This is a genomic window from Pseudonocardia sp. ICBG601 (assembly GCF_020496245.1).
The window spans coordinates 2032381-2052458 of the sequence record NZ_JAHLJA010000148.1 but is presented as its reverse complement, the minus strand read 5'-3'; the positions used below and the strand labels follow the sequence as shown (position 1 = coordinate 2052458).

Genomic DNA, 20078 nt, shown 5'->3' with positions numbered 1-20078 from the left:
GGCTCAGCCGCCGAGGAACGCGCGGACCGCGGCGGTGGTCGCGGCGGGCTGCTCGTCGACCAGGAAGTGCCCGGCCCCGGTGACCGCCTCGCCGGTGACCAGCGCGGGGTCGGCGGCGGCGCGGCGCCAGACGTCGAGCGGGCTCTCGTCGTTCGCGCCGACCACGCCGCGCTCGCCCCACAGCACCAGCGTGGGAGCGGCGATCCGCTCGTGCGCGGCGGCGGAGGCGGCGTCGTGCTCGAGGTCGATCGAGGCCCCGGCGCGGTAGTCCTCCAGCATCGCGTGCCGGGCCGCCGGGTCGGCGAACGCGCGCTCGTAGGTGGCCAGCGCCTCGGGCGGGTGCGCGTCGAGCCCCGAGCCCCAGCCGCCGAGCAGCGAGTGCAGGTAGCCGATCGGGTCCCCGGCGATGAGCCGCTCGGGCAGGTCGGCGGGCTGGATGAACAGGAACCAGTGGTAGTACGCCGTCGCCAGCGCCCGGTCGGTGTGGGCGTAGACGTAGGCGGTGGGGAGGATGTCGAGCAGCGCCGCCCGCGCGACGCGCTCGGGGTGGTCGAGCAGCATCCGGTGGGTGACGCGGGCGCCGCGGTCGTGGCCGACCACGGCGAAGCTGTCGAACCCGAGCCGCGCCATGACGTCGACCTGGTCGGCGGCCATCGCCCGGAACGAGTAGCCGGCGTGGTTCTCGCCGTCGGCGGGGCGGCCGGACTCGCCGTAGCCGCGCAGGTCGGTGGCGACGACGGTGTGGTCTCGCGCCAGGTCCGCCGCGAGCGGCCCCCACATGGCGTGGGTCTGCGGGAAGCCGTGCAGCAGCAGCACCGGCGGGCCCTCGCCGCCGCGCACCCCGTGGACGACGACCCGCTCCTCGGGCGGGCCGACGGTCAGGTCGAAGGCGTCGAAGTCGACTGTTCCGGGCACGGGTGCCGTCCTCCCTGGTCGGGTCGCGCGCCGGCGGCGGCCGGCCGTGCCACATCGAACACCCAGAACCGCAGCACCGCGAACCGCAGCAGCCCGCCGGCGAGGCTGGCGGCCGCGACGACCGCGGCCTCCTCCCCCGGCGTGGTGGCCCCGGCCAGCTGGTGCAGCGCGAGCAGCACCGCGGAGGTGTAGGTCGCGTAGAACGCGACGGTGCCCGCGTCCTGCACCCACTCGCGCAGCCGGTGCGCGGGGGCGCCGTCGAAGGCGAAGCGGCGGCTGGCCTCGGTGCTGATCGCGGTGGTGAGCACCAGCGCGACCAGGTTCGCCGGGACGGCCGGGAGCACCGGGCGGAACAGCAGGAACAGCGCGGCGTTCAGCGCCGTCGCCCCACCGCCGACGGCGGCGTAGCGGGCGAGCTGTACGGCCAGCGGGTACCGCCGCGACAGCGCGACGACGGCACCGGTCACGGGCCCGGGGACCCGGGCCGCGGAGGTCGCCGGGTCCCCGAACGGCACGTGTGCCGCCGACTGTGCTGCGTCCACCGGTCCTCCCGCCCCTGCTGGGTAGATCTTCGCAGGAGTACCCCCGACGGATCACCGGGAATCAACCGGACGCGTCACACCTTCACGGGGTGATGCCCCGGGCGGGTGCGCGCGCGGCCGGGCACCGTCACAGTGCGAGGAACACCGTCTCCCCCTCGCCGCGCAGGCGGATGTCGAACCGGTACCGGCCCGGGCCCTCCGCGACGGCGACGAGCGTGTGCCGGCGCGCCTCCGGGACCGCCGCGAGCAGCGGGTCGGTGGCGTGGGCGTCGGCGTGCTCGGGGAAGTAGATGCGGGTGACGACGCGGTCGAGCAGGCCGCGGGCGAACACCGAGACGTTCACGTGCGGAGCCTCGGCGGAGCCCGCACCGGAACCGTCGGGCAGCGCACCGGGCAGCACGGTGCGGATCCACCACCGGCCCTCGTCGTCGGTGGGGCAGCGGCCGAAGCCGCGGAAGCCCTCCACCGTGGACTTCGCCGCGCCGCGCGGGTCGTCGGGGTGGTCGAAGCGGCCGTCCGGGTCGGCCTGCCAGGTCTCGACCAGCGCGTCGGGCACGAGCGCGCCGGTGCCGTCGACCACGGTCCCGCCGATCAGGACGGCGCCCGGGGTGCCGTCGGGCACGACGTCCGGGCCGTCCGGCCAGGGCAGGCCCAGCGACAGGTACGGGCCGACGGTCTGGGTGGGGGTCAGCGGCAGGCTCATGCGTGGGGCTCCTCGAACGGGGTGGCGCCGCGGCCGCGCAGCACGATGTCGAAGCGGAAGGCCAGCGCCCACTCGGGGCGGGTCGCGTCGAGGTCGAAGGTGGACACCAGCCGACCGCGGGCCTCCTCCGGCGTCGCGTTGTAGATCGGGTCCTGGCCGAACAGCGGGTCGTCCGGGAAGTACATCTGGGTGACCAGCCGCTGGGTGAAGGCCCGCCCGAACAGCGAGAAGTGGATGTGGGCGGGGCGCCAGGCGTTGTGGTGGTTGCCCCACGGGTAGGCGCCGGGCTTGATCGTGGTGAACGAGTAGTTGCCCTGCGCGTCGGTGAGGACCCGGCCGCCGCCGGTGAAGTTCGGGTCGAGCGGGGCGGGCCAGTTGTCCCAGCGGTGGGCGTAGCGGCCCGCGGCGTTGGCCTGCCAGACCTCGACGAGGGTGTCCGGGACAGGGCGGCCGTCGGAGTCGAGCACCCGCCCGGCGACGACGATCCGCTGGCCGAGAGCCTCGCCGCCGGCGCCGACGGTGAGGTCGTCGTCGCCGGGGCGGACCGGGCCGGTGAGCAGCGGGCCGGTGATCTCCGTGAGCCGCTGGGGCAGGATCACCGGCTGCTCGGACGGCGCCCGCAGCGTGGTGCTGCGGTAGTCCGGTGAGAGCAGCGGTGCGTGGGTCCCGGCCGGGACGGGGGCGTAGCCCTGCATCGGCGGTCCTTCCTCGTGGTGGGTGGGGTCTAGACGGCGCCGTGCGGGAGGCCGACGTAGTTCTCGGCGAGGCTCGTCGCGGCGGCGCGGGAGGTCACGGTGTAGCGCAGCTGGGAGCGCTGCAGGCCGACGCCGAACGCGTCGCCGCCCTCGGTGGTGGGGTCGAAGCGGTGCAGCATCGAGGTCATGAACCAGGAGAAGTGCTCGGCCCGCCAGACCCGGCGCAGGCAGGTGTCGGAGTAGGTGTCCAGGCCGCCGGTGTCGCCGTCGCGCAGCGCGCGGACGACGGCGTCGGCGAGCACCCGGACGTCGGCGATGGCGAGGTTCATGCCCTTCGCCCCGGTGGGCGGGACGATGTGCGCGGCGTCGCCGGCGAGGAACAGCCGTCCGCGGCGCATCGGGGAGGCGACCATGCTGCGCATCGGGGTGACCGAGGGCTTCTCGAGGAACTCGCCCTCGTTCATCGTGAAGCCCTCGCAGGCCAGGCGGGTGTGCAGGGCGTCCCAGATGCGGGCGTCGGACCAGTCGGCCGGCCTGGTGTCGTTCGGGACCTGGACGTAGAGCCGGGTCACCTCGGGGCTGCGCATCGAGTAGAGCGCGAAGCCGTCGTCGTGGTGGGCGTAGACGAGCTCGTCGGTGGTGGGCGCGGCCTTCGCGAGCACCCCGAGCCAGGAGAACGGGTAGACCCGCTCGGCGACGTCCGGGGCCACCAGTGGGCGGGAGACGCCGTGGAAGCCGTCGCAGCCGGCGATCACGTCGCAGCGCAGGACGTGCTCGGCGCCGTCGGCGTCGGCGTAGGTGACCGACGGGGTGTCGGTGTCGACGTCGTGCAGGGCGACGCGTGAGACGCCGAACTCGACGGGCAGGCCCGCGTCGTCGACGCGGTCGGCGAGCAGGTCCTTCACGACCTCCTGCTGGCCGTAGACGGTGATCCCGGTGCCGACGAGGTCGGCGAAGTCGATCCGGTGGTCGGCGGCGGGGGCGCCGGGGGCCTCGGCGAAGCGCAGCGAGATGCCGGTGTGCGGCATGCCCTCGCGGTCCAGCCGTCCGGCGACGCCCATCCCGCGCAGCAGCTCGACCGTGGGTGCCTCCAGCACCCCGGCGCGGACCCGGGCCTCGACGTAGCCGCGGTCGCGGGCCTCCAGCACGACCGAGTCGACACCGGCCAGCGCCAGCAGCTTCGCCAGCACGAGCCCGGCGGGGCCCGCCCCGACGATGCCGACCTGGGTCCGGGACTCGCGTCGCTGCGTCATGGGACCCACCTTCCCGTTCCCGGGCGCGGCCATTCGACCGAGCTTCCGCTCTACGGAAGAATGCCCGGTCATGACGACGCGTCCGGTCCGCTCGGGGGTCACCGCGCGGGTGCTGGACGTGCTGGGCGCGTTCAGCGCGCAGGCCCCGGTGCTCGGGCTGACCGACATCGCCCGGCGCACCGGGCTCCCGCTGACGACGGTGCACCGGATCGCCGGTGAGCTCGCCGCGGGCGGGGCGCTGGACCGCGGCGACGACGGCCGCTACCGGATCGGGCTGCGGCTCTGGGAGATCGCGCACCTGGCCCCGGCCAGCCACGGCCTGAGGGAGGCGGCGATGCCGTTCCTGGAGGACCTGCACGAGGTCACCCGGCACAACGTGCAGCTCGCCGTGCTCGACCCGGACGACGCCGGCGAGGTCGTCTACGTCGAGCGCCTGTCCAGCCACGACGCCGTCTCGATCGTCACCCGGACCGGGTCACGGCTGCCCTCGACGGCGACCGGGGTCGGGCTCGTGCTGCTCGCGCACGCCGACCCGGCCGCGGTCGAGGCCGTGCTGGCCCGGCCGATCCGCCGGTTCACGCCGTGGACGGTGTGCCGCGCCGACGGCGTCCGGGCTCTGCTCGCCCAGGTCCGGACCAGCGGTTTCGTGGTGTCCGACCGGCAGATCGAGGAGGTGTCGATGTCGGTGGCCGCCCCGGTGCGCAGCGGGGACGGGCCGGTCGTCGCCGGGCTGTCGATCGTCGTGCCGGCCGCGACGAACCCGCACACCCTGGTGCCCGCGGTGCGCGCGGCGGCCCGCGGGATCAGCCGGGCGCTCGCCGCATCGTGATCGTTCCGATGCCGTGGCCGGTACGCCCGTCGTGGCGTTCCGTGCCACCGTGACGACGTGCGCGAGTTCCGGATCGAGATCCCCGACGCCGAGCTGGACGACCTGCGTGAGCGGCTCGCCCGCACCCGCTGGCCGGACCCGGGGACCGTCGACGGCTGGTCCCAGGGCGTCCCGCTGGACTACGCCCGCGAGCTGTGCGAGTACTGGCGCACCCGCTACGACTGGCGCCGCGTCGAGGCCGAGATCAACGCGTGGCCGCAGTACCGCACCGGCCTCGACGGCGGCGGCGACGACTCGGTCGAGATCCACGTGCTGCACGCCCGCTCGAAGCACCCGGACGCGATGCCGCTGCTGCTCACCCACGGCTGGCCGGGCTCGCTGGTCGAGTTCCTCGGCGTGCTGCCGGCGCTGACCGACCCCGAGGACCCGGCCGACGCCTTCCACGTCGTCGTGCCGACGCTGCCCGGGTTCGGGTTCTCCGGCAAGCCCACGACGACCGGGTGGGGGGTCGAGCGGATCGCCGTCGCCTGGGCGCAGCTGATGGACCGGCTCGGCTACGAGCGTTTCGCCGCGCAGGGCGGCGACTGGGGCTCGATGATCACCTCCGCGCTGGGGACCGCGGCCCCGGAGATGCTCTACGGCATCCATCTGACGATGGCGCTGGCCCCCAAGCCCGACGACGCCGCCGAGCTCACCGCGCAGGAGAAGGCCGACATCCGCTTCTCCAAGGAGTTCTCCCGCTACGGCTCCGGCTACTCCGCCGAGCAGTCCACCCGTCCGCAGACCATCGGCTACGGGCTCGCCGACTCCCCCGCCGCGCAGTGCACGTGGATCGTGGAAAAGTTCTGGGACTGGACCGACTGCGCGGGCCACCCGGAGAACGTGATCAGCCGGGACCGGCTGCTGGACAACGTCATGCAGTACTGGCTGGGCTCGGCCGGCGCGTCGTCGGCGCGGATCTACTGGGAGAGCTTCGCCCGCCGCCGCCTCGACGACGTCGAGGTCCCGACCGGCGTCGCCCAGTTCCCGCACGAGATGGTGAAGCTCCCCCGGTCCTGGCTGGAGCGCCGCTACACCGACCTGCGCTGGTTCTCGCGTCCCGACGTCGGCGGGCACTTCCCGTCGCTGGAGCAGCCCGAGTCCTTCGTCGACGAGGTGCGGGGGTTCTTCCGCACCCTGCGCTGAGGTCTCAGACCACCAGCACGGACGCGGTGAACGCGTGCAGGTGGTTGCCCGGCCCGACCGGTCCGATCTCCCCGGCGGCGAAGAAGCCGGCCACCCGGGGACCGGCCGCGTCGCCGGACCCGCTCGCGTGCGGGTCGAGGCCGACGCGCACGGCGTGCACGTCGTGATCGGCGTCGCCGAACATGCCGGCGCCGCGGCCGTTGCAGGAGAACAGCAGCGCGCCCGCGGCCGGCGCGGCGCGGCGCACCGGGGCGAGCAGCTCGTGCAGGTCCTGGGCGGCACCCGCGGCGTCGCGGACCTGGAAGCGCACGGTGGTGCCGACCTCGACGACGTCGCCCGCGATGACGGCGCCGTCGCCGACGTCGACGGCCAGCACCGCGCGGACCAGGAAGTCCCCGCGGTCGTGGGACTCGGCGTACTCGTCGACGGCGACGCCCAGATGCAGCCCGGTCAGCGCCTGCTGCTGCTCCTCGGGCGGCAGCGCGGTGACGATCTCGCGCAGCCGCTCCGCCGCGGGCCGCCCGGCGAGCTCGGCGATCCGGTTCTCCTCCGCGCGGGTGACGACCATCGGCGGCCCGATCGGGCGGCATCCCTGGCTCACGACGACCCGCGCGTCGGACGTGCCGCCAAGCAGCACCCCGACCGCGCCGCCGTGGTGCACGGTGCCGCCGGCGAACAGCCGGTTGGCCCCGGGACCGCCGGGCCCGCTGGCCAGGCCGCCGATCACCGGGAAGCCCGGGTTCGTCGACGCGAGCCGGTCCAGCACCCCGCTGACCGGGAACGCGAACGGGTCGGCGAGCAGGACGGCGACCCGGTCGTCCTCGGCGGGCGGGACCAGGCCGCGCACGCCGATCGCGTCGCGGCCGTCCGGTCCGGCGCCGGGGCGGCGCTCGGCGACCGGGAAGATCGTCCGGACCCGGGTGCCGGGCAGCGACGCCGCCCAGACGGCGACGGCGGGCTCGCCCTCGACGCCGCGGCCGTCGGCCATCACGCCGTGCGCGGTGGTCCCGATCGTCGCGCCGGGCGCGGCGAGCTCCATCACCCGCAGCCCCGCGGCCTCGACCTCCTCGACCGGCGCGGCGGCCCCCGCACCGGGGCAGACGAAGAACACCACGAGGTCGGGGACGACGCCGAGCGCGGCCAGCGCCTGCCCCGTCGCGACTTCCGCGGCGCCGACGAGATCCGGCCCGACAGCCAGCCCGTCCCCGACCTGCACGACGCCACCCACCACCATGGCTCCCGACGCTACGTCAGCCGGCGGCTCCCGCACGGGTTCGGGCGTCCCGCACGGGATCGGGACCCGTGTGGGACGCCGGATCCCGTGCGGGACTCAGCGGCGGAGGGCGGGGACCCGGCCGGGGCGAGGCCAGAGGCGGTGGCGGGCGACGGCGTGGACGCGGGCGGGGCCCAGGGTGGCCGAGTCCGTGGAGCCGAACGGGTTGTCGCCGCGGACGTGCCAGCCGTCGCCGTCGGGGTGCACGGCCCGCTTCACCGACAGCTGTCCGGGGCGGGACTCCCAGGTCACGAGGACGACGTCGCCGGACCGGACGGGTGCACCGAACCGGACCAGCACGACGTCGCCGTCGGACAGGGCCGGGGACATCGACGGCCCCCGCACCGTGACCCTCCGCAGGCGCATCCCGGACTCCCTCCAGAGTGGATCTCTCGTGACGTGGTCGTCCTGCCCGACCACCGCCGCGAGGGTAGGGTCGCCGGTGCCAGAACGATCACCCCACCAGGGAGGACACTCATGCGGCTGTCCCGCATTCTCCGTCCGCGACTGGAGGCCACCGCGCACTGCGACCTCCCCTGCGGCGTGTACGACCCGGCCCAGGCCCGGATCGAGGCCGAGTCGGTCAAGGCGATCCAGGAGAAGTACCAGGGCAACGAGGACGTGGACTTCCGGGCCCGCGCCATCGAGATCAAGGAGCAGCGCTCCGACCTGGTCAAGCACCACCTGTGGGTGCTCTGGACCGACTACTTCAAGCCGCCGCACTTCGAGAAGTACCCGGAGCTGCACGAGCTGTTCAACAAGGCCACCAAGGCCGCCGGCGCGTCGGGCACCAAGGGCTCGAACGACCCGGCCACCGGCCAGGAGCTGCTCGACTACATCGCCCAGATCGACAAGATCTTCTGGGAGACCAAGCAGGCTGCCTGATCCAGGCGCACGACGGCGCCGGTCGGCGGGGAGCGATCCCCCCGGCCGGCGCCGTCCGCGTTCCGGGGGCACCCGACCGCGCAGATCCGGCCGGGGCCCCGGAGTACGGTCGCCCGGTGATCATCTGGCTCAACGGCGGGTTCGCCGCGGGGAAGACCACGCTGGCCCGGGAGCTGCACCGGCGCCTCCCCGACGCCGTCGTGTACGACCCCGAGGACGTCGGCCTGATGCTGTGGAAGTGGCTGCCGCCGGGCGAGGACTTCCAGGACCTGCCGAGCTGGCGGGAGCTGGTCGTCGCGACGGCCCTGTCGCTGCGCAGGCACCACGCACGGACGCTGGTCGTGCCGATGTCCCTGGTCCGCGACACCTACCGGGGGGAGATCCTCGACGGCCTGGCCGACGCGGGCGAGGACGTCCTGCACGTCTTCCTGGACGCCGCCCCCGAGGTGCTGCGGGACCGGCTCCGCGCCCGTACGCCGCCACCCGGTGACCATCGCCCGAACGGGTCGGCGCTCGACTGGGCCCTGAGCCGGCTGGACCCGGCGGCCGCGGGCCGGCAGCCGGCGGGGACCCTCGTCCTGCGCTCGGACCGGCTCACCCCGGCGGAGCTCGCCGACGCCGTGCTCGCCGCCGCCGACCGACCGTCGTGACCGTCGTCGGCGTCAGGTCGGCTCGTCGTCGACCTGCGCGGTGAGGTCGTCCAGCATCCGCCCGAGCAGCCGGGCGAGGTCGGAGCGGTCCTGCTCCGACCAGCCCTCCATCGCGCCGGAGAACCACCCGAGCGCCTCGCGCAGGTAGCGCCCGACCGCGTCGGCACCCCCGGGGGCCAGCTCGACGAGCCGGGCCCGCTGGTCGGCCGGGTCGGCGACGCGGCGCACCAGGCCGCGGCGCTCCAGCTCGTTCACCTGCCGCGTGACGTGCGGCCCGACCACCTGCATCCGGGTGGCGATCTCCCCCACCCGCAGCGGGCCGCCCGCCGTGTGCAGCGTGATCAGCACCGACAGGGCGGGACGGTCGACGTCGATGCCCGCGGCGGCGACCGCGCGCTCGACCACGCGTCCCCGGCTCAGGACGGCGCTGAGCTGGGTGATCCGCGGCAGCAGCGCGGCCAGCACCGGGTCGTCGGACACACGTCCCCCTTGATAGATACCTAAGTTAGGTATACGTTCGGCGTTGTTGGAAAAGGATACCTAAGTTAGGCAGGTACATCATGAAGGGGACGATCCTCGTGTCCGGGGCGAGCATCGCGGGGCCCGCGCTCGCCTACTGGCTGCACCGCCGGGGCTTCGCCGTCACCGTCGTCGAGCGGGCCGGTGCGGTCCGCGGCGGCGGCTACCCGATCGACGTCCGCGGCACCGCGGTCGAGGTGGTCGACCGGATGGGCCTGCTCCCCCGCGTGCGGGCGGCGCACGTCGACTCGCAGCGGCTCACCTTCCTCGCCCCCGACGGCACGCCGATCGCGACCGTCGACCCGGAGGCCGCGACCGGCGGGACGCACGGTCGCGACGTCGAGCTGCGGCGCGGCGACCTCACCGGCGCGCTGTACGACGCGGTCCGCGACGACGTCGAGTTCGTCTTCGGCGACTCGATCGCGAGCCTGACCGATCACGACCACGGCGTCGACGTGACCTTCCACAGCGGAGCCGAGCGGAGGTTCGACCTGGTCGTCGGCGCGGACGGGCTGCACTCGGCCACCCGCGCGCTCACCTTCGGGCCGGAGGAGCAGTTCCACCACTACCTCGGGTACTGCTTCGCCGGGTTCACGATGCCGAACCATCTCGGCCTCTCGCACGAGGGCGTCCTGTGGAACGTGCCGGGCCGGGCGGGCATCCTCTACGCCACGGGCGACGCCCCCGAGGTGCACGGCTTCCTGAACTTCGCCCGCACCGACCCGCCGTTCGACGCCTTCCGGGACCCGCAGGCCCAGCGCGACCTCGTCGCGGAGACGTTCGCCGGGGACGGCTGGGAGATCCCGCGGATGGTCGCGTCCATGCGCACCGCCGACGACCTGTTCTTCGACGTCGTCAGCCAGATCCGGATGCCACGCTGGTCGTCGGGCCGGGTGGCGCTCGTCGGCGACGCGGGTTACGCGCCGTCGTTCATGAGCGGGCAGGGGTCGAGCATGGCGCTCGTCGGGGCCTACGTGCTCGCCGCCGAGCTGGCCGCGGCCCCCGACCACGCCTCCGCGTTCGCCGCCTACGAGGACGGGCTGCGCGGGTTCGTCGAGCTCAACCAGGCCCTCGCCACCGGGGGCGGCGGGCTCGTCGCACCCCGTACGACCGAGGACCTGGAGCGGCGCAACGCGGCGTTGCGCGAGCCGGTGGGCCCCACCGGTGACCGCATCCGCGAGGCGGCCTCGGCCTTCACCCTCCCGGCCGCCGCGTAGACGCGGCACCATTCCCGGCGTGCGTACCCACGTCGCGCTGCTGCGCGGGATCAACGTCGGCGGCCACGGGAAGGTCCCGATGGCCGACCTGCGCCGGGTGCTCGGCGAGCGCGGCTGCGCCGACGTCGTCACCCACATCCAGTCCGGAAACGTCGCCCTGACCAGCCCCGCGGGCGACGACGAGGTCGTCGCCACGGTCGCCGCGGCGCTGGTCGAGGAGTTCGGCGTCGAGCGCCCGGTGGTCGTGTTCGGCCGCGAGGACTACCTCGCCGCGGTGGCCGCAAACCCGCACCCGGAGGTCACCGACCCGAAGCAGCTGCACGCCCTGTTCCGGGCCGGCCCGGTGTCCGACGACGACCGCGAGCGGATCGCGGCCGCGCTGGCGGCCGAGCGGGCGAAGGGCGGGCGGGGCGACGCCGTCGCCCGCGGGCGGGTGGTCTGGCTGCACCTGCCCGACGGGTTGGGGCGCAGCGAGCTCGCCACCCGGCTGGCCGCCCGGACGAGGGCCGGTGACCAGGGCGGGACGATGCGGAACCGGGCGACCGTGGAGAAGCTGGCCGAGCTCCTGGGCTGAGCCGGACACGCGACGGCGCCGCGGCCGCGTCCGGTCGGACGTGACGCACGGCGCCGTCGACGGTGGATTCGAGCTGCCAGAACGATCCCCACCGCGTCACCCGCATTCCTGCAAGTGACTTGCAGAAGAGTACATGTGGCGAATCGCTGCGTCCATGCGTGCGCGTCACCCGTCGCGGGTAGGCAGCAGTTGCTACATAGTGGCAAGTGACCACGCGTGGCATCCCGCCGCGCGTCCCCGACGAGGAGAGGACCCATGGCCGAGTACACGCTCCCGGACCTGCCCTACGACTACTCCGCGCTCGCCCCGCACATCGCGCCCGAGATCATGGAGCTGCACCACTCCAAGCACCACAACACCTACGTCCAGGGCCTCAACACCACCCTCGACAAGCTCGCCGACGCCCGCGACAAGAACGACTTCGGCGCCGTCGTCGGACTCGAGAAGACCCTCGCGTTCAACCTCGGCGGCCACGTCAACCACTCCGCCTTCTGGAACAACCTCTCCCCCGACGGCGGCGACAAGCCCACCGGCGACCTCGCCACCGCCATCGACGCCGACTTCGGCTCCTTCGACAAGTTCCGGGCCCACTTCACCGCCGCCGCCACCACCATCCAGGGCTCCGGCTGGGCCATCCTCGGCCACGACCAGCTCGGCGACCGCCTGCTCATCCACCAGCTCTACGACCAGCAGTCCCAGCTCCCCGCAGGCCAGACCCCCATCGTCCTGCTCGACATGTGGGAGCACGCCTTCTACCTGCAGTACAAGAACGTCAAGCCCGACTACGTCAAAGCCTGGTGGAACGTCGTCAACTGGGCCGACGCCGTCGAGCGGTTCGCCGCCGCGAAGGGCTGAGCCTCCCCGCACCGCCACCGCTCCCCGCCCGGGAACCCCGGGCGGGGTGTCGTGCCCTCAGCGGTGCGCGCCCGGCCCGGTGACGCCGGTGGCGCGCAGCAGCAGGTGCATCGCCAGGTCGACCGAACGCTCGCGGACGTCGGCGCGCCCGCCGGGCAGCTGCGGGTCGCGCGCGATGACCTGGCCGTCGGCGGTGGTCACGCAGAAGCAGACGTAGCCGACGGGCTTGGCCTCGGTACCGCCGCCGGGGCCCGCGACGCCGGTGACACCGACGCCGACGTCCGCCCCGAACCGCGCCCGCGCACCGTCCGCCAGTGCCCGCGCGACCTCCGGCGACACGGCCCCGTGCGCCTCGATGAGCGCGGCGGGGACGTCGAGCAGCGCGGTCTTGGCCTCGTTCGAGTACGCGACCACACCCCCGGCGACATAGGCCGACGACCCGGCCCGGTCGACGAGCCGCCCGGCCAGCAGCCCGCCGGTGCAGGACTCGCCGGTCGCGACCGTCCAGCCCTTCGTGCCCAGCGCCGCGGCGAGCAGCTCGTCGGTGGTGCTGCCGTCGTCGCTGATGAGTGCGCGGCGGTGGCGGTCGACGATGCGGGCGGCCAGATCACGGGCCACGGGCTCGGCGCCGGGCAGCGGGTGCAGGTCGACCTCCAGCTCCGAGCGTCGCAGGCAGGTGGTCACCTCCACCCCGGACATGTCGAGCTCGGCCTCCAGGACGCGCAGCGTCTCGGCGATCTCGGACTCCGGCAGCCCGGCGAAGCGCAGGAGCGTGGCCTCCGCACGGGGCACCCGGGTCAGCAGCTCCGCCACGGGCGCCGACTCCAGCGCGGCGGGCCACATGCCCTGCAGCTCGCGCGGCGGCCCCGGCAGCACGACGACGAGCGGCCCGCCCGGCCGCGTCACGGCCAGCCCCGGCGCGGTCCCGACCGGCTCGAGGACGCTCGCGCCGCGCGGCACCCTGGCCTGCTTGGCCGTCGCCGCGTCGAGCGCGGGCCCGGCCCAGCCGGCGCGGCTCGCCCAGCCGGCGACCCGGTCGTGGATCCGGCCCTGCAGCGCGGTGTCGACCTCCATCTCCGCGCCCGCGAACCCGGCGACGACCTCGGCGGTCAGGTCGTCGGCGGTCGGCCCGAGCCCACCCGAGGTGACGACGAGGTCGTCGGAGGCGACGAACTCCAGCGCCGAGCGCAGGTCCTCCGGGCGGTCCCCCACCAGCAGGACCCGCGAGACGGCGAAGCCGAGCTCGCCGAGGGAGCGGGCGACGAAGGGACCGTTGGCGTCGGCGACGTGGCCGGTGAGCAGCTCGCTCCCGGTGACCAGGACCGACGCGATGGGACGGGACTCGCTCATGATCCGAACCTACCCGCGCCGGGACGTCCGCACCCTGTCGCGCGCGGGGTCACCATCGGTGCAGGTCCGGGGCGTCGGGACGCCGTCCGGAGTGGACTCGCCACCCGTTCGGGTGATGATGGTGCGCGACACGCCCGGAACCGGACCACTCCGGCGTGTCGTCGCATCGCGAATGCCGCTCATCGTGCCCCCGGACGGCCGCGGGCAACCGACCCGCGCGGCCGCCGTCGTCACCCGTACGGCGCACGATCGGGCGGCACGGCTCCGACCTGCACCGACGCCGTCCGTCGCACCACATCCGGTGAACTCCGTGACCGCGCACACGCACAGTGTCCGTTTTCCGGCAACTGCGCACTCTCAGTGTGAGCACAGCGGGCGTACCCGACACTGTGTCCCATGTCAGGGATGTCTGCGCCGAACGACGCCGCGACCTGGGTCGGTGAACTGGACCGGCTCGGCCCGCTGCGTGATCTGCGGGTCGACCCGGCCTTCCACGCCGCCCGTCTGCTCGTCACCGTCGGTGGCACTCCGCAGGGCCAGGTGACCGTGCCGCTGCGTGGCGGTCGCGCCACGATCGCGGAGCTGCGGTCCGCACTGATCACCCTGGGGTCGCCCGAGCAGGTGGCCCCGGCGCCGGTCGCGGGCGACCCGGTGACGGTGGTGATTGCGACCCGCAACCGGCCGGACTCGCTGGCCCGCTGCCTGCGCGCGGTCCTCGCCTCCGACCACCCGGCGCTGTCGGTCGTCGTCGTCGACAACGACCCGCCGGACGAGCTCACCCGCGACGCCGTCGCCGCCGCCGGGTCCCCGCGGGTCCGCTACGTCCGCGAGCCCCGCCGGGGCGCGTCGGTCGGGCGCAACCGGGGTCTCGCCGAGGCCCGCACCGAGATCGTCGCCTTCACCGACGACGACACCGAGGTCGACCCCGCCTGGGCCTCGCGCATCGCCGGCGCGTTCGCCGCGGACCCCGAGCTCGCCTGCGTCTCCGGCCCGGTGCTCGCCGCCCGCCTGGGCAGCCCCGAGGAGCGCGCCGCCGACGTCGCCCTGGCCTGGAACAAGGGCTTCACCCCGCGCCGGTTCACCCTCGCCGAGCCCCCCGCGGACTCCCCGATCTTCCCGTTCGCACCCGGCCTGTTCGGCATCGGCGCCAACCTCGCCGTGCGCGCCGGGGCCGCCCGCGCCGTCGGCGGCTTCGACGAGGCCATGGGCCCCGGCACCCCCACCCACGGCGGCGAGGACTGCGAGTTCCTCGTCCGCATGATCCTCGCCGGCAACGTCCTCGGCTACGCCCCGGGCGCCTACCTGTGGCACCACCACCGCCCCGACCAGGCCGCGCTGCGCAAGCAGATGGAGGGCTACGCCGTCGGGCTGGGCAGCTTCCTGGCCAAGGTGGCGCTGTCGCCGCAGGGCCGTTCGGTCGCGCTGCGCCGGCTCCCGGCGGCGGTCGCCCGGCTGCGCCACATCTCCGACCGCGAGGCCGGCGCGGGCGTGGCGATGCCCGCCGACGCCGACCAGACGCGCAACCGGGGCCTGCTGAACGGCCCGCGGGCCTACCTCCGGTCGCGCCGCGCGGTGCGGCGGGCCGGCGGAGCGGTGCCGCCGCTGATCGGGCCGGCGCGGGCCGGGACGACCGCCCCGCACAAGATCCTCGCGACCGGCGGCCACCCGGCCGTCACGCCCGCCCGGCCGCACGGCACCGGCGGGTACCCGGCCGTCGCGCCGGCCCGGCCCCAGGGCACCGGGGGCCACCCGGCCGCCGTACCCGGGCGGCCGCAGGACACCGGCGGGTACCGGCCCGTCCCCGCCCGCACCGGCGGCCCGTACGGCGCCGGCCCCGCCCGGCGCGGCTGAGCCGCCCGCGGGTCCGCGGCGACGACCCGCGCCACGGCCCGCGCCACCGCCCGCGCTAGGACGCGGTGACGTCCGGACCCGGCCCCAGCAGGGCCGGGTCCGACGACGCGGCGACGAGCCTGCCGTGCGGGTCGGCGACCAGCCGTCGCGTCGTGGTGTCGAGGACCCCGAGGGTGCACTCCACCTCGGCCGCGAGATCGTCCGTCCGGGCCCCGTCGGCCGCGGCCACCCGGACGATCCGGTGACTCATCGTGAACGGCTTGCGCGCCGTGAACGCGATCACCGAGTCGATCCGCAGCTCGTCGCCGGCGCGCAGCTCGGCCCGGAAGTGCGCCGTCGTCGACAGCAGCACGATCGTCAGGCCGTGCGCGCCGAGCGCGTGCTGGGACAGCCCGGCGGCGCGGAAGTGCTCCATCCGGGCGTGCTCGCCGTACTGGTGGTAGACGGCATGGTTGACGTGCCCGTTCACGTCCATCTCGTAGCTGCGGACACCGATCCGGACCCCGAACGGCGGAGACTGCTCGACGCTCATGGTCCACACCCTGCCAGCCGGGCCGGACCACCCCGGGCAGCGCGCCCGACCGCGTCGCGGAACGTTTGTGCCACCTACGACCGCGGTCGTAGGGTGGGTGGCCGCGCTGACTAGGCTGGTGCGGAGGCAGCACGAGCGGTACGTCAAGCAACGGCGGCCGGTTGTCACTCACGGTGAAGTCGATGGCGCGTCCGGGAACGGACCACGAGCACGTCGACGGCGCCGACGGCGACGACTCGCGAGGGAGCACGACACATGAGCAGTGAGACGCCCACCGGGGTGGGGGGAGACCAGGGCCCCGACGTCGGCGAGGTCGTCCGCTTCGAGGTGGTCGAGCACGGTGACGGCGCCGTCGTCGTCCACGTGCACGGCGAGATCGACACGATGACCGCGCCCGTGCTGAGCGAACGACTCGCCGAGCGGATCGGCTCCGCGAGCCTGCTGGTGGTGGACCTGACCCGGGTCACGTTCCTCGGGTCGGCCGGGCTGGCGGCCCTCGTCGAGGGCAAGGAGAAGGCGGAGAACGCCGGCAGCCGGCTGCGGCTGGTCTGCGGCTCGCACGCCGTCACCCGCGCACTCGAGGCGACCAACCTGATGTCCCTGTTCGACGTGGCCGACGGCGTGCCGGAGGCGCTCCGCACGGCCTGACGACCCGGAGGCGTATGGGTGCCTGGTGGCCCCCGCGGTCTTCAACACCGACGTGGCCGAGCATCTCGGCCAGGCGGGTTCGATTCCCGTCCGCCTCCGCCGACCACCACCCCCGACGACCGGGACGACGAGCCCCACTGCGATGAGCATCCTGCACCTGGACGAGCTGTCCCCCACCTCGGGTGACGGCCCGTCCGGTGTGCCGGAGCTCGCGGCCGCGGTACGCGAGGGACGGCTGAGCGCAGCCACCGTCGCCGAGCGGCTCCTCGCCACCCCCGACGACACGGTGCCCGTGGGCGCCGGGCTGGTGGTGGATCCCGGACCGCTGCGCGCGGCCGCCGCGGCGCTCGACCGGCGCACCGACCGGTTCGCCCTGCCGCTGGCAGGCGTCCCGGTGGTGGTCGAGGACGGCATCTCCGTGGCCGGGCGCGGGGACGAGATCGTGCGCAGGCTGCGGGCCGCGGGCGCACTCGTCGCCGGGCGGGCGCGGACCGCCGAGCACGAGGTGGGCCTCGACGCCACCCCGGGCGGCCGGGCCACCGCGACCGTGGTCGCCTCCGGCGTCGTCCCGCTCGGGATCGGTGTCGACGGCGACGGCACCCTGCGCTGCGCCGCCGCCGCGCACGGGATCGCCGCGCTCAAGCCGGGCCGCCGGGTGCTCCCGCTGCCCGACGCCGCCGAGCGACGCTGGTGCGGGCTGGCCGAGCCGACCCTGCTCGCCGGGCGCGCGGAGGACCTCACCGCGGTGCTCGACGCGCTCTCCCGCGGCACCGGCGGGCCGCCCGCGCCGTCGTCGGTACTGCGGCTCACCACCCCGGCCGGTACCGGCCCCGGGCCGGCCGCGGCGCCCGTCTCCTCGCTGGCCGCGTCGCTGCGCACCGGCCGCACCCGGCTCGCCGGGCCGGACTCGGCGTCCGCGGTGCACGCGGCGATCCGGATCCTGCAGGACGCCGGACTGGGCCTCGTCGCGGCCGACCCGCCGTACCGGGCCGTGCTGGTCGTGCACTCGGCCCGCCGCCGTCAGGCCGGGCTCGCCCGCCGGGTGGAGGACCTGGGCCTCGACCCCGCCGAGCTGCCGCGCAGCGCCCGCAGCCTGGTCCGGCGCGGCCGCCGCGTCCGGCGTCTGGGCGGGCTGCGTCCCGCGACGCCCGCGTCGTGGCGGCAGCGGATGGTCGCCTGGCTCGACGACGCCGGCGCCGAGGCCGGTCTGCTGCCCGCCCCGCCCGGGGCGTCCGGGGCCGGGTCCACCGGGGTGGCCGCGTGGAACCTGGCCGGGCTGCCGTCGCTGGTCGCGCCGGTGCACCGGCCCGGGGAGCACGGCTGCGTGCAGCTCGTGGGCCGGCCCGGTTCGGAGCGGCGGCTGCTCGCGACCGCCGCCCTGCTCGCCGGGGAATGATCCCCGGCCCGGCTCAGTCCGCGGGCGGGGACCAGACCCCGGTCGCGACGAACCGGTCGAGGGTCTCCCTGTAGGGCGCCAGGTCCATCCCCTGGGCGGCGACCCAGGCGTCGTCGTAGTAGCTGTGGCGGTAGCGCTCGCCGCCGTCGCACAGCAGGGTCACGACGCTGCCCGCGCGTCCGGCGCGGAGCATCTCCGCGACGACCTGGTAGACGCCCCACAGGTTGGTGCCGGTCGACCCGCCCGCCCACCGGCCGGTGCGGTCGCGCAGGTGCCGGGCGGCGGCGACGCTGGCCGCGTCGGGCACCGGGACCATCCGGTCGATCACCGACGGGACGAAGCTCGGCTCCATCCGGGGCCGCCCGATCCCCTCGATCCGCGACGCCGCCCCGGTCGCGTACGACGGGTCCCCCGCCGTCCAGCCGGGCAGGAACGCCGACCCCTCCGGGTCGACGACGGCCAGCCGGGTCGCGAGCCGCCGGTAGCGCAGGTAGCGGCCGATCGTGGCCGAGGTGCCCCCGGTCCCGGCCCCCACGACGATCCACTCCGGCACCGGGTGCGGCTCCTCGGCCAGCTGGGCCAGGATCGACTCGGCGATGTTGTTGTTGCCGCGCCAGTCGGTCGCGCGCTCGGCGTAGGTGAACTGGTCGAGGTAGTGCCCGCCGGTGTCCGCGGCGAGCCGCTCGGCCTCGGCGTAGACCTCGCCGCCGTGGTCGACGAAGTGGCAGCGCCCGCCCTCCCGCTCGATCAGCGCGATCTTCTCCGGGCTGGTCGAGCGCGGCATGACCGCCACGAACGGCACCCCGAGCAGCCGGGCGAAGTACGCCTCGGAGACCGCCGTCGACCCGGAGCTGGCCTCGACGACCGTGGTGCCCTCGGTGATCCAGCCCGACGCGAGCGCGTAGAGGAACAGCGACCTGGCCAGCCGGTGCTTGAGGCTGCCGGTGGGGTGCACCGACTCGTCCTTGAGGTAGACCTGCACGCCCCACTCCGCGGGCAGCTCCAGCACGTGCAGGTGGGTGTCGGCGGAACGGTTCGCGTCGGCCTGGACGCGGCGCATCGCCTCGTCGACCCAGGCGCGGGTACGGGCACAGGAACGGTCGACGGGCTGCACGCCCCCGACCCTAGATCGGGCTCAGAGCCGGACCAGCCCGGTCCCCTCGGTCACGGTGCCGATCCGGGCCGCGTCGTGCCCGCGCCCGCGCAGCCACGCGACGGCGGCGTCGCCGCGGCCGGGGGCGGCGCCGAACAGCAGCCCGCCGGAGGTCTGGGCGTCGGACAGGACCAGCAGGTCCTCCTCGCCCGCGGAGCCCGCGACGACCCGGTCGTCGATCCAGGCGCGGTTGCGCAGCGTGCCGCCGGGGACGACGCCGTCGGCGACCAGCTCCCGCACCCCGCCGAGCAGCGGCACCGCGGCGACGTCGACGTGGGCGTCCACCCGCGAGGCGACGGTCATCTTCGTGAGGTGCCCGAGCAGGCCGTAGCCGGTGACGTCGGTGCAGCCGGTGGCGCCCGCCTCGCGGGCGGCCGCGGCGGCGTCGGCGTTCGGGATGGTCATGACGGCGACGGCGGCGTCGACGTCCGCGGGCACCCCGCGCTTCACCGCGGTGGTGGTCACCCCGATCCCGAGCGGCTTGGTCAGCACCAGCTCGTCGCCCGGGCGGAGCCCGGCGTTGGTCAGGACCCGGTCCGGGTGGACCTCCCCCACCACGGCGAGGCCGTACTTCGGCTCCGGGTCGTCGATCGTGTGCCCGCCGACGACGGCGAACCCGCACCGCCGCCCCACCCCCGCGCCGCCCTCCAGGACCGCGGCCAGCACGTCCGGCCCGAGCTGCTCGGACGGCCAGCAGACCAGGTTCAGCGCGAACAGCGGGGTGCCGCCCATGGCGTAGACGTCGGAGACGGCGTTGGTGGCGGCGATCGCGCCCCAGGTCCCCGGGTCGTCGACGATCGGGGTGAAGAAGTCGGTGGTCGCGACCAGCGCACGGTCCGCGGACAGCCGCCAGACCGCGGCGTCGTCGCCGGTGTCGGTGCCGACCAGCAGGTCCGGATGGGACGGGGGCGTGACCGCCGCCAGGACCTCCCCCAGCTGGGCCGGTCCGAGCTTGCAGCCGCAGCCCGCGCCGTGGCTGAACTCGGTGAGACGACGGGCGACACCGGTGTCGGACATGTCCCCATCCTGGCAGCGTCGCTCCGTGATCGCCTG

At 75.2% G+C, this 20078-nt stretch carries 22 protein-coding genes and 1 tRNA gene; 11 read left to right on the top strand and 12 right to left on the bottom strand.

Annotation, left to right across the window (positions count from 1 at the left end):
- Nucleotides 1–3 precede the first annotated feature (3 nt).
- From KPL57_RS39240 to KPL57_RS39220, 5 genes are all read right to left on the bottom strand, one after another.
- Nucleotides 4–915, bottom strand: a complete 912-nt coding sequence (locus KPL57_RS39240; protein ID WP_226355542.1) for an alpha/beta fold hydrolase — start codon at nt 913–915, stop codon at nt 4–6.
- Entirely contained in the window at nt 879–1457 is a 579-nt protein-coding gene (locus tag KPL57_RS39235; RefSeq protein WP_226355541.1) for a GtrA family protein, read from the bottom strand. Before KPL57_RS39235 ends, KPL57_RS39240 begins: the two co-directional genes overlap by 37 nt.
- A gap of 127 nt (nt 1458–1584) precedes the next feature.
- The gene (gene pcaG / locus KPL57_RS39230; RefSeq protein ID WP_226355540.1) at nt 1585–2160 is read right to left on the bottom strand and encodes a protocatechuate 3,4-dioxygenase subunit alpha; all 576 of its coding nucleotides are present in this window, start codon (nt 2158–2160) and stop codon (nt 1585–1587) included.
- The gene (gene pcaH / locus KPL57_RS39225) at nt 2157–2855 is read right to left on the bottom strand and encodes a protocatechuate 3,4-dioxygenase subunit beta (protein ID WP_226355539.1); all 699 of its coding nucleotides are present in this window, start codon (nt 2853–2855) and stop codon (nt 2157–2159) included. The genes pcaG and pcaH overlap by 4 nt, the downstream gene beginning before the upstream one ends.
- Before the next feature lie 29 nt (nt 2856–2884).
- Nucleotides 2885–4108: a 4-hydroxybenzoate 3-monooxygenase gene (locus KPL57_RS39220; protein WP_226355538.1), complete on the bottom strand. Its 1224-nt coding sequence runs from the start codon at nt 4106–4108 to the stop codon at nt 2885–2887.
- Between the two features lie 70 nt (nt 4109–4178).
- Between KPL57_RS39220 and KPL57_RS39215 the strand changes: the two genes are divergently transcribed.
- On the top strand, nt 4179–4937 hold the full coding sequence (locus tag KPL57_RS39215) for an IclR family transcriptional regulator (protein ID WP_226355537.1): 759 nt from the start codon (nt 4179–4181) through the stop codon (nt 4935–4937).
- Nucleotides 4938–4994: 57 nt separating this feature from the next.
- Entirely contained in the window at nt 4995–6122 is a 1128-nt protein-coding gene (locus tag KPL57_RS39210) for an epoxide hydrolase family protein (protein ID WP_226355536.1), read from the top strand.
- A gap of 4 nt (nt 6123–6126) precedes the next feature.
- On the opposite strand, the gene KPL57_RS39205 is transcribed toward KPL57_RS39210, so the two are convergent.
- The gene (locus KPL57_RS39205) at nt 6127–7356 is read right to left on the bottom strand and encodes an FIST N-terminal domain-containing protein (RefSeq protein ID WP_226355535.1); all 1230 of its coding nucleotides are present in this window, start codon (nt 7354–7356) and stop codon (nt 6127–6129) included.
- 96 nt (nt 7357–7452) lie between these two features.
- A complete protein-coding gene (locus KPL57_RS39200) occupies nt 7453–7920 on the bottom strand; it encodes a S24/S26 family peptidase (RefSeq protein ID WP_226355534.1) in 468 nt (155 codons plus the stop codon).
- Between KPL57_RS39200 and sodN the strand changes: the two genes are divergently transcribed.
- Both sodN and KPL57_RS39190 read left to right on the top strand, forming a co-directional pair.
- Nucleotides 7873–8280, top strand: a complete 408-nt coding sequence (sodN, locus tag KPL57_RS39195; protein WP_062400785.1) for a superoxide dismutase, Ni — start codon at nt 7873–7875, stop codon at nt 8278–8280. The two genes, KPL57_RS39200 and sodN, sit on opposite strands and share 48 nt — an antisense overlap.
- 116 nt (nt 8281–8396) lie before the next feature.
- On the top strand, nt 8397–8930 hold the full coding sequence (locus KPL57_RS39190; protein ID WP_226355533.1) for an AAA family ATPase: 534 nt from the start codon (nt 8397–8399) through the stop codon (nt 8928–8930).
- A gap of 12 nt (nt 8931–8942) precedes the next feature.
- On the opposite strand, the gene KPL57_RS39185 is transcribed toward KPL57_RS39190, so the two are convergent.
- On the bottom strand, nt 8943–9410 hold the full coding sequence (locus KPL57_RS39185; RefSeq protein WP_226355532.1) for a MarR family winged helix-turn-helix transcriptional regulator: 468 nt from the start codon (nt 9408–9410) through the stop codon (nt 8943–8945).
- 80 nt (nt 9411–9490) lie between these two features.
- Here KPL57_RS39185 and KPL57_RS39180 point away from each other — a divergent pair, with 80 nt between their 5' ends.
- The 3 genes from KPL57_RS39180 to KPL57_RS39170 all read left to right on the top strand — a co-directional run bounded on the left by KPL57_RS39180 (nt 9491) and on the right by KPL57_RS39170 (nt 12095).
- Nucleotides 9491–10666 (top strand): FAD-dependent monooxygenase, encoded by a 1176-nt coding sequence (locus tag KPL57_RS39180; protein WP_226355531.1) that lies wholly within the window; start codon nt 9491–9493, stop codon nt 10664–10666.
- A gap of 19 nt (nt 10667–10685) precedes the next feature.
- Entirely contained in the window at nt 10686–11240 is a 555-nt protein-coding gene (locus KPL57_RS39175; protein ID WP_308253079.1) for a DUF1697 domain-containing protein, read from the top strand.
- A gap of 255 nt (nt 11241–11495) precedes the next feature.
- Nucleotides 11496–12095, top strand: a complete 600-nt coding sequence (locus KPL57_RS39170; RefSeq protein WP_226355530.1) for a superoxide dismutase — start codon at nt 11496–11498, stop codon at nt 12093–12095.
- Nucleotides 12096–12152: 57 nt separating this feature from the next.
- Here KPL57_RS39170 and KPL57_RS39165 read toward each other — a convergent pair whose 3' ends face one another.
- Nucleotides 12153–13445 (bottom strand): competence/damage-inducible protein A, encoded by a 1293-nt coding sequence (locus tag KPL57_RS39165; protein WP_226355529.1) that lies wholly within the window; start codon nt 13443–13445, stop codon nt 12153–12155.
- A gap of 405 nt (nt 13446–13850) precedes the next feature.
- On the opposite strand from KPL57_RS39165, the gene KPL57_RS39160 reads away from it, so the two are divergent.
- A complete protein-coding gene (locus tag KPL57_RS39160; RefSeq protein ID WP_226355528.1) occupies nt 13851–15296 on the top strand; it encodes a glycosyltransferase family 2 protein in 1446 nt (481 codons plus the stop codon).
- A gap of 55 nt (nt 15297–15351) precedes the next feature.
- Here KPL57_RS39160 and KPL57_RS39155 read toward each other — a convergent pair whose 3' ends face one another.
- Complete coding sequence (locus KPL57_RS39155; protein ID WP_226355527.1) at nt 15352–15828, bottom strand: thioesterase family protein; 477 nt, start codon at nt 15826–15828, stop codon at nt 15352–15354.
- A gap of 255 nt (nt 15829–16083) precedes the next feature.
- Here KPL57_RS39155 and KPL57_RS39150 point away from each other — a divergent pair, with 255 nt between their 5' ends.
- From KPL57_RS39150 to KPL57_RS39140, 3 genes are all read left to right on the top strand, one after another.
- Nucleotides 16084–16476 (top strand): STAS domain-containing protein, encoded by a 393-nt coding sequence (locus tag KPL57_RS39150; protein ID WP_226355526.1) that lies wholly within the window; start codon nt 16084–16086, stop codon nt 16474–16476.
- 6 nt (nt 16477–16482) lie between these two features.
- Nucleotides 16483–16575 (top strand) — tRNA-Sec (locus KPL57_RS39145).
- A 43-nt stretch (nt 16576–16618) separates the two neighbouring features.
- Nucleotides 16619–17872 (top strand): amidase family protein, encoded by a 1254-nt coding sequence (locus tag KPL57_RS39140; protein ID WP_226355525.1) that lies wholly within the window; start codon nt 16619–16621, stop codon nt 17870–17872.
- A gap of 13 nt (nt 17873–17885) precedes the next feature.
- On the opposite strand, the gene KPL57_RS39135 is transcribed toward KPL57_RS39140, so the two are convergent.
- Both KPL57_RS39135 and selD read right to left on the bottom strand, forming a co-directional pair.
- The gene (locus KPL57_RS39135; protein WP_226356662.1) at nt 17886–18932 is read right to left on the bottom strand and encodes a PLP-dependent cysteine synthase family protein; all 1047 of its coding nucleotides are present in this window, start codon (nt 18930–18932) and stop codon (nt 17886–17888) included.
- A 75-nt stretch (nt 18933–19007) separates the two neighbouring features.
- Entirely contained in the window at nt 19008–20042 is a 1035-nt protein-coding gene (gene selD, locus KPL57_RS39130) for a selenide, water dikinase SelD (RefSeq protein ID WP_226355524.1), read from the bottom strand.
- Nucleotides 20043–20078 lie beyond the last annotated feature (36 nt).

Coding starts and splice junctions, on each gene's coding strand:
- pcaG (WP_226355540.1), bottom strand. CDS start 2,160: ATGAGCCTGCCGCTGACCCCCACCCAGACCGTCGGCCCGTACCTGTCG.
- pcaH (WP_226355539.1), bottom strand. CDS start 2,855: ATGCAGGGCTACGCCCCCGTCCCGGCCGGGACCCACGCACCGCTGCTC.
- KPL57_RS39220 (WP_226355538.1), bottom strand. CDS start 4,108: ATGACGCAGCGACGCGAGTCCCGGACCCAGGTCGGCATCGTCGGGGCG.
- KPL57_RS39215 (WP_226355537.1), top strand. CDS start 4,179: ATGACGACGCGTCCGGTCCGCTCGGGGGTCACCGCGCGGGTGCTGGAC.
- KPL57_RS39205 (WP_226355535.1), bottom strand. CDS start 7,356: ATGGTGGTGGGTGGCGTCGTGCAGGTCGGGGACGGGCTGGCTGTCGGG.
- sodN (WP_062400785.1), top strand. CDS start 7,873: ATGCGGCTGTCCCGCATTCTCCGTCCGCGACTGGAGGCCACCGCGCAC.
- KPL57_RS39180 (WP_226355531.1), top strand. CDS start 9,491: ATGAAGGGGACGATCCTCGTGTCCGGGGCGAGCATCGCGGGGCCCGCG.
- KPL57_RS39170 (WP_226355530.1), top strand. CDS start 11,496: ATGGCCGAGTACACGCTCCCGGACCTGCCCTACGACTACTCCGCGCTC.
- KPL57_RS39165 (WP_226355529.1), bottom strand. CDS start 13,445: ATGAGCGAGTCCCGTCCCATCGCGTCGGTCCTGGTCACCGGGAGCGAG.
- KPL57_RS39160 (WP_226355528.1), top strand. CDS start 13,851: ATGTCTGCGCCGAACGACGCCGCGACCTGGGTCGGTGAACTGGACCGG.
- KPL57_RS39155 (WP_226355527.1), bottom strand. CDS start 15,828: ATGAGCGTCGAGCAGTCTCCGCCGTTCGGGGTCCGGATCGGTGTCCGC.
- KPL57_RS39150 (WP_226355526.1), top strand. CDS start 16,084: ATGAGCAGTGAGACGCCCACCGGGGTGGGGGGAGACCAGGGCCCCGAC.
- KPL57_RS39140 (WP_226355525.1), top strand. CDS start 16,619: ATGAGCATCCTGCACCTGGACGAGCTGTCCCCCACCTCGGGTGACGGC.
- KPL57_RS39135 (WP_226356662.1), bottom strand. CDS start 18,932: ATGCGCCGCGTCCAGGCCGACGCGAACCGTTCCGCCGACACCCACCTG.
- selD (WP_226355524.1), bottom strand. CDS start 20,042: ATGTCCGACACCGGTGTCGCCCGTCGTCTCACCGAGTTCAGCCACGGC.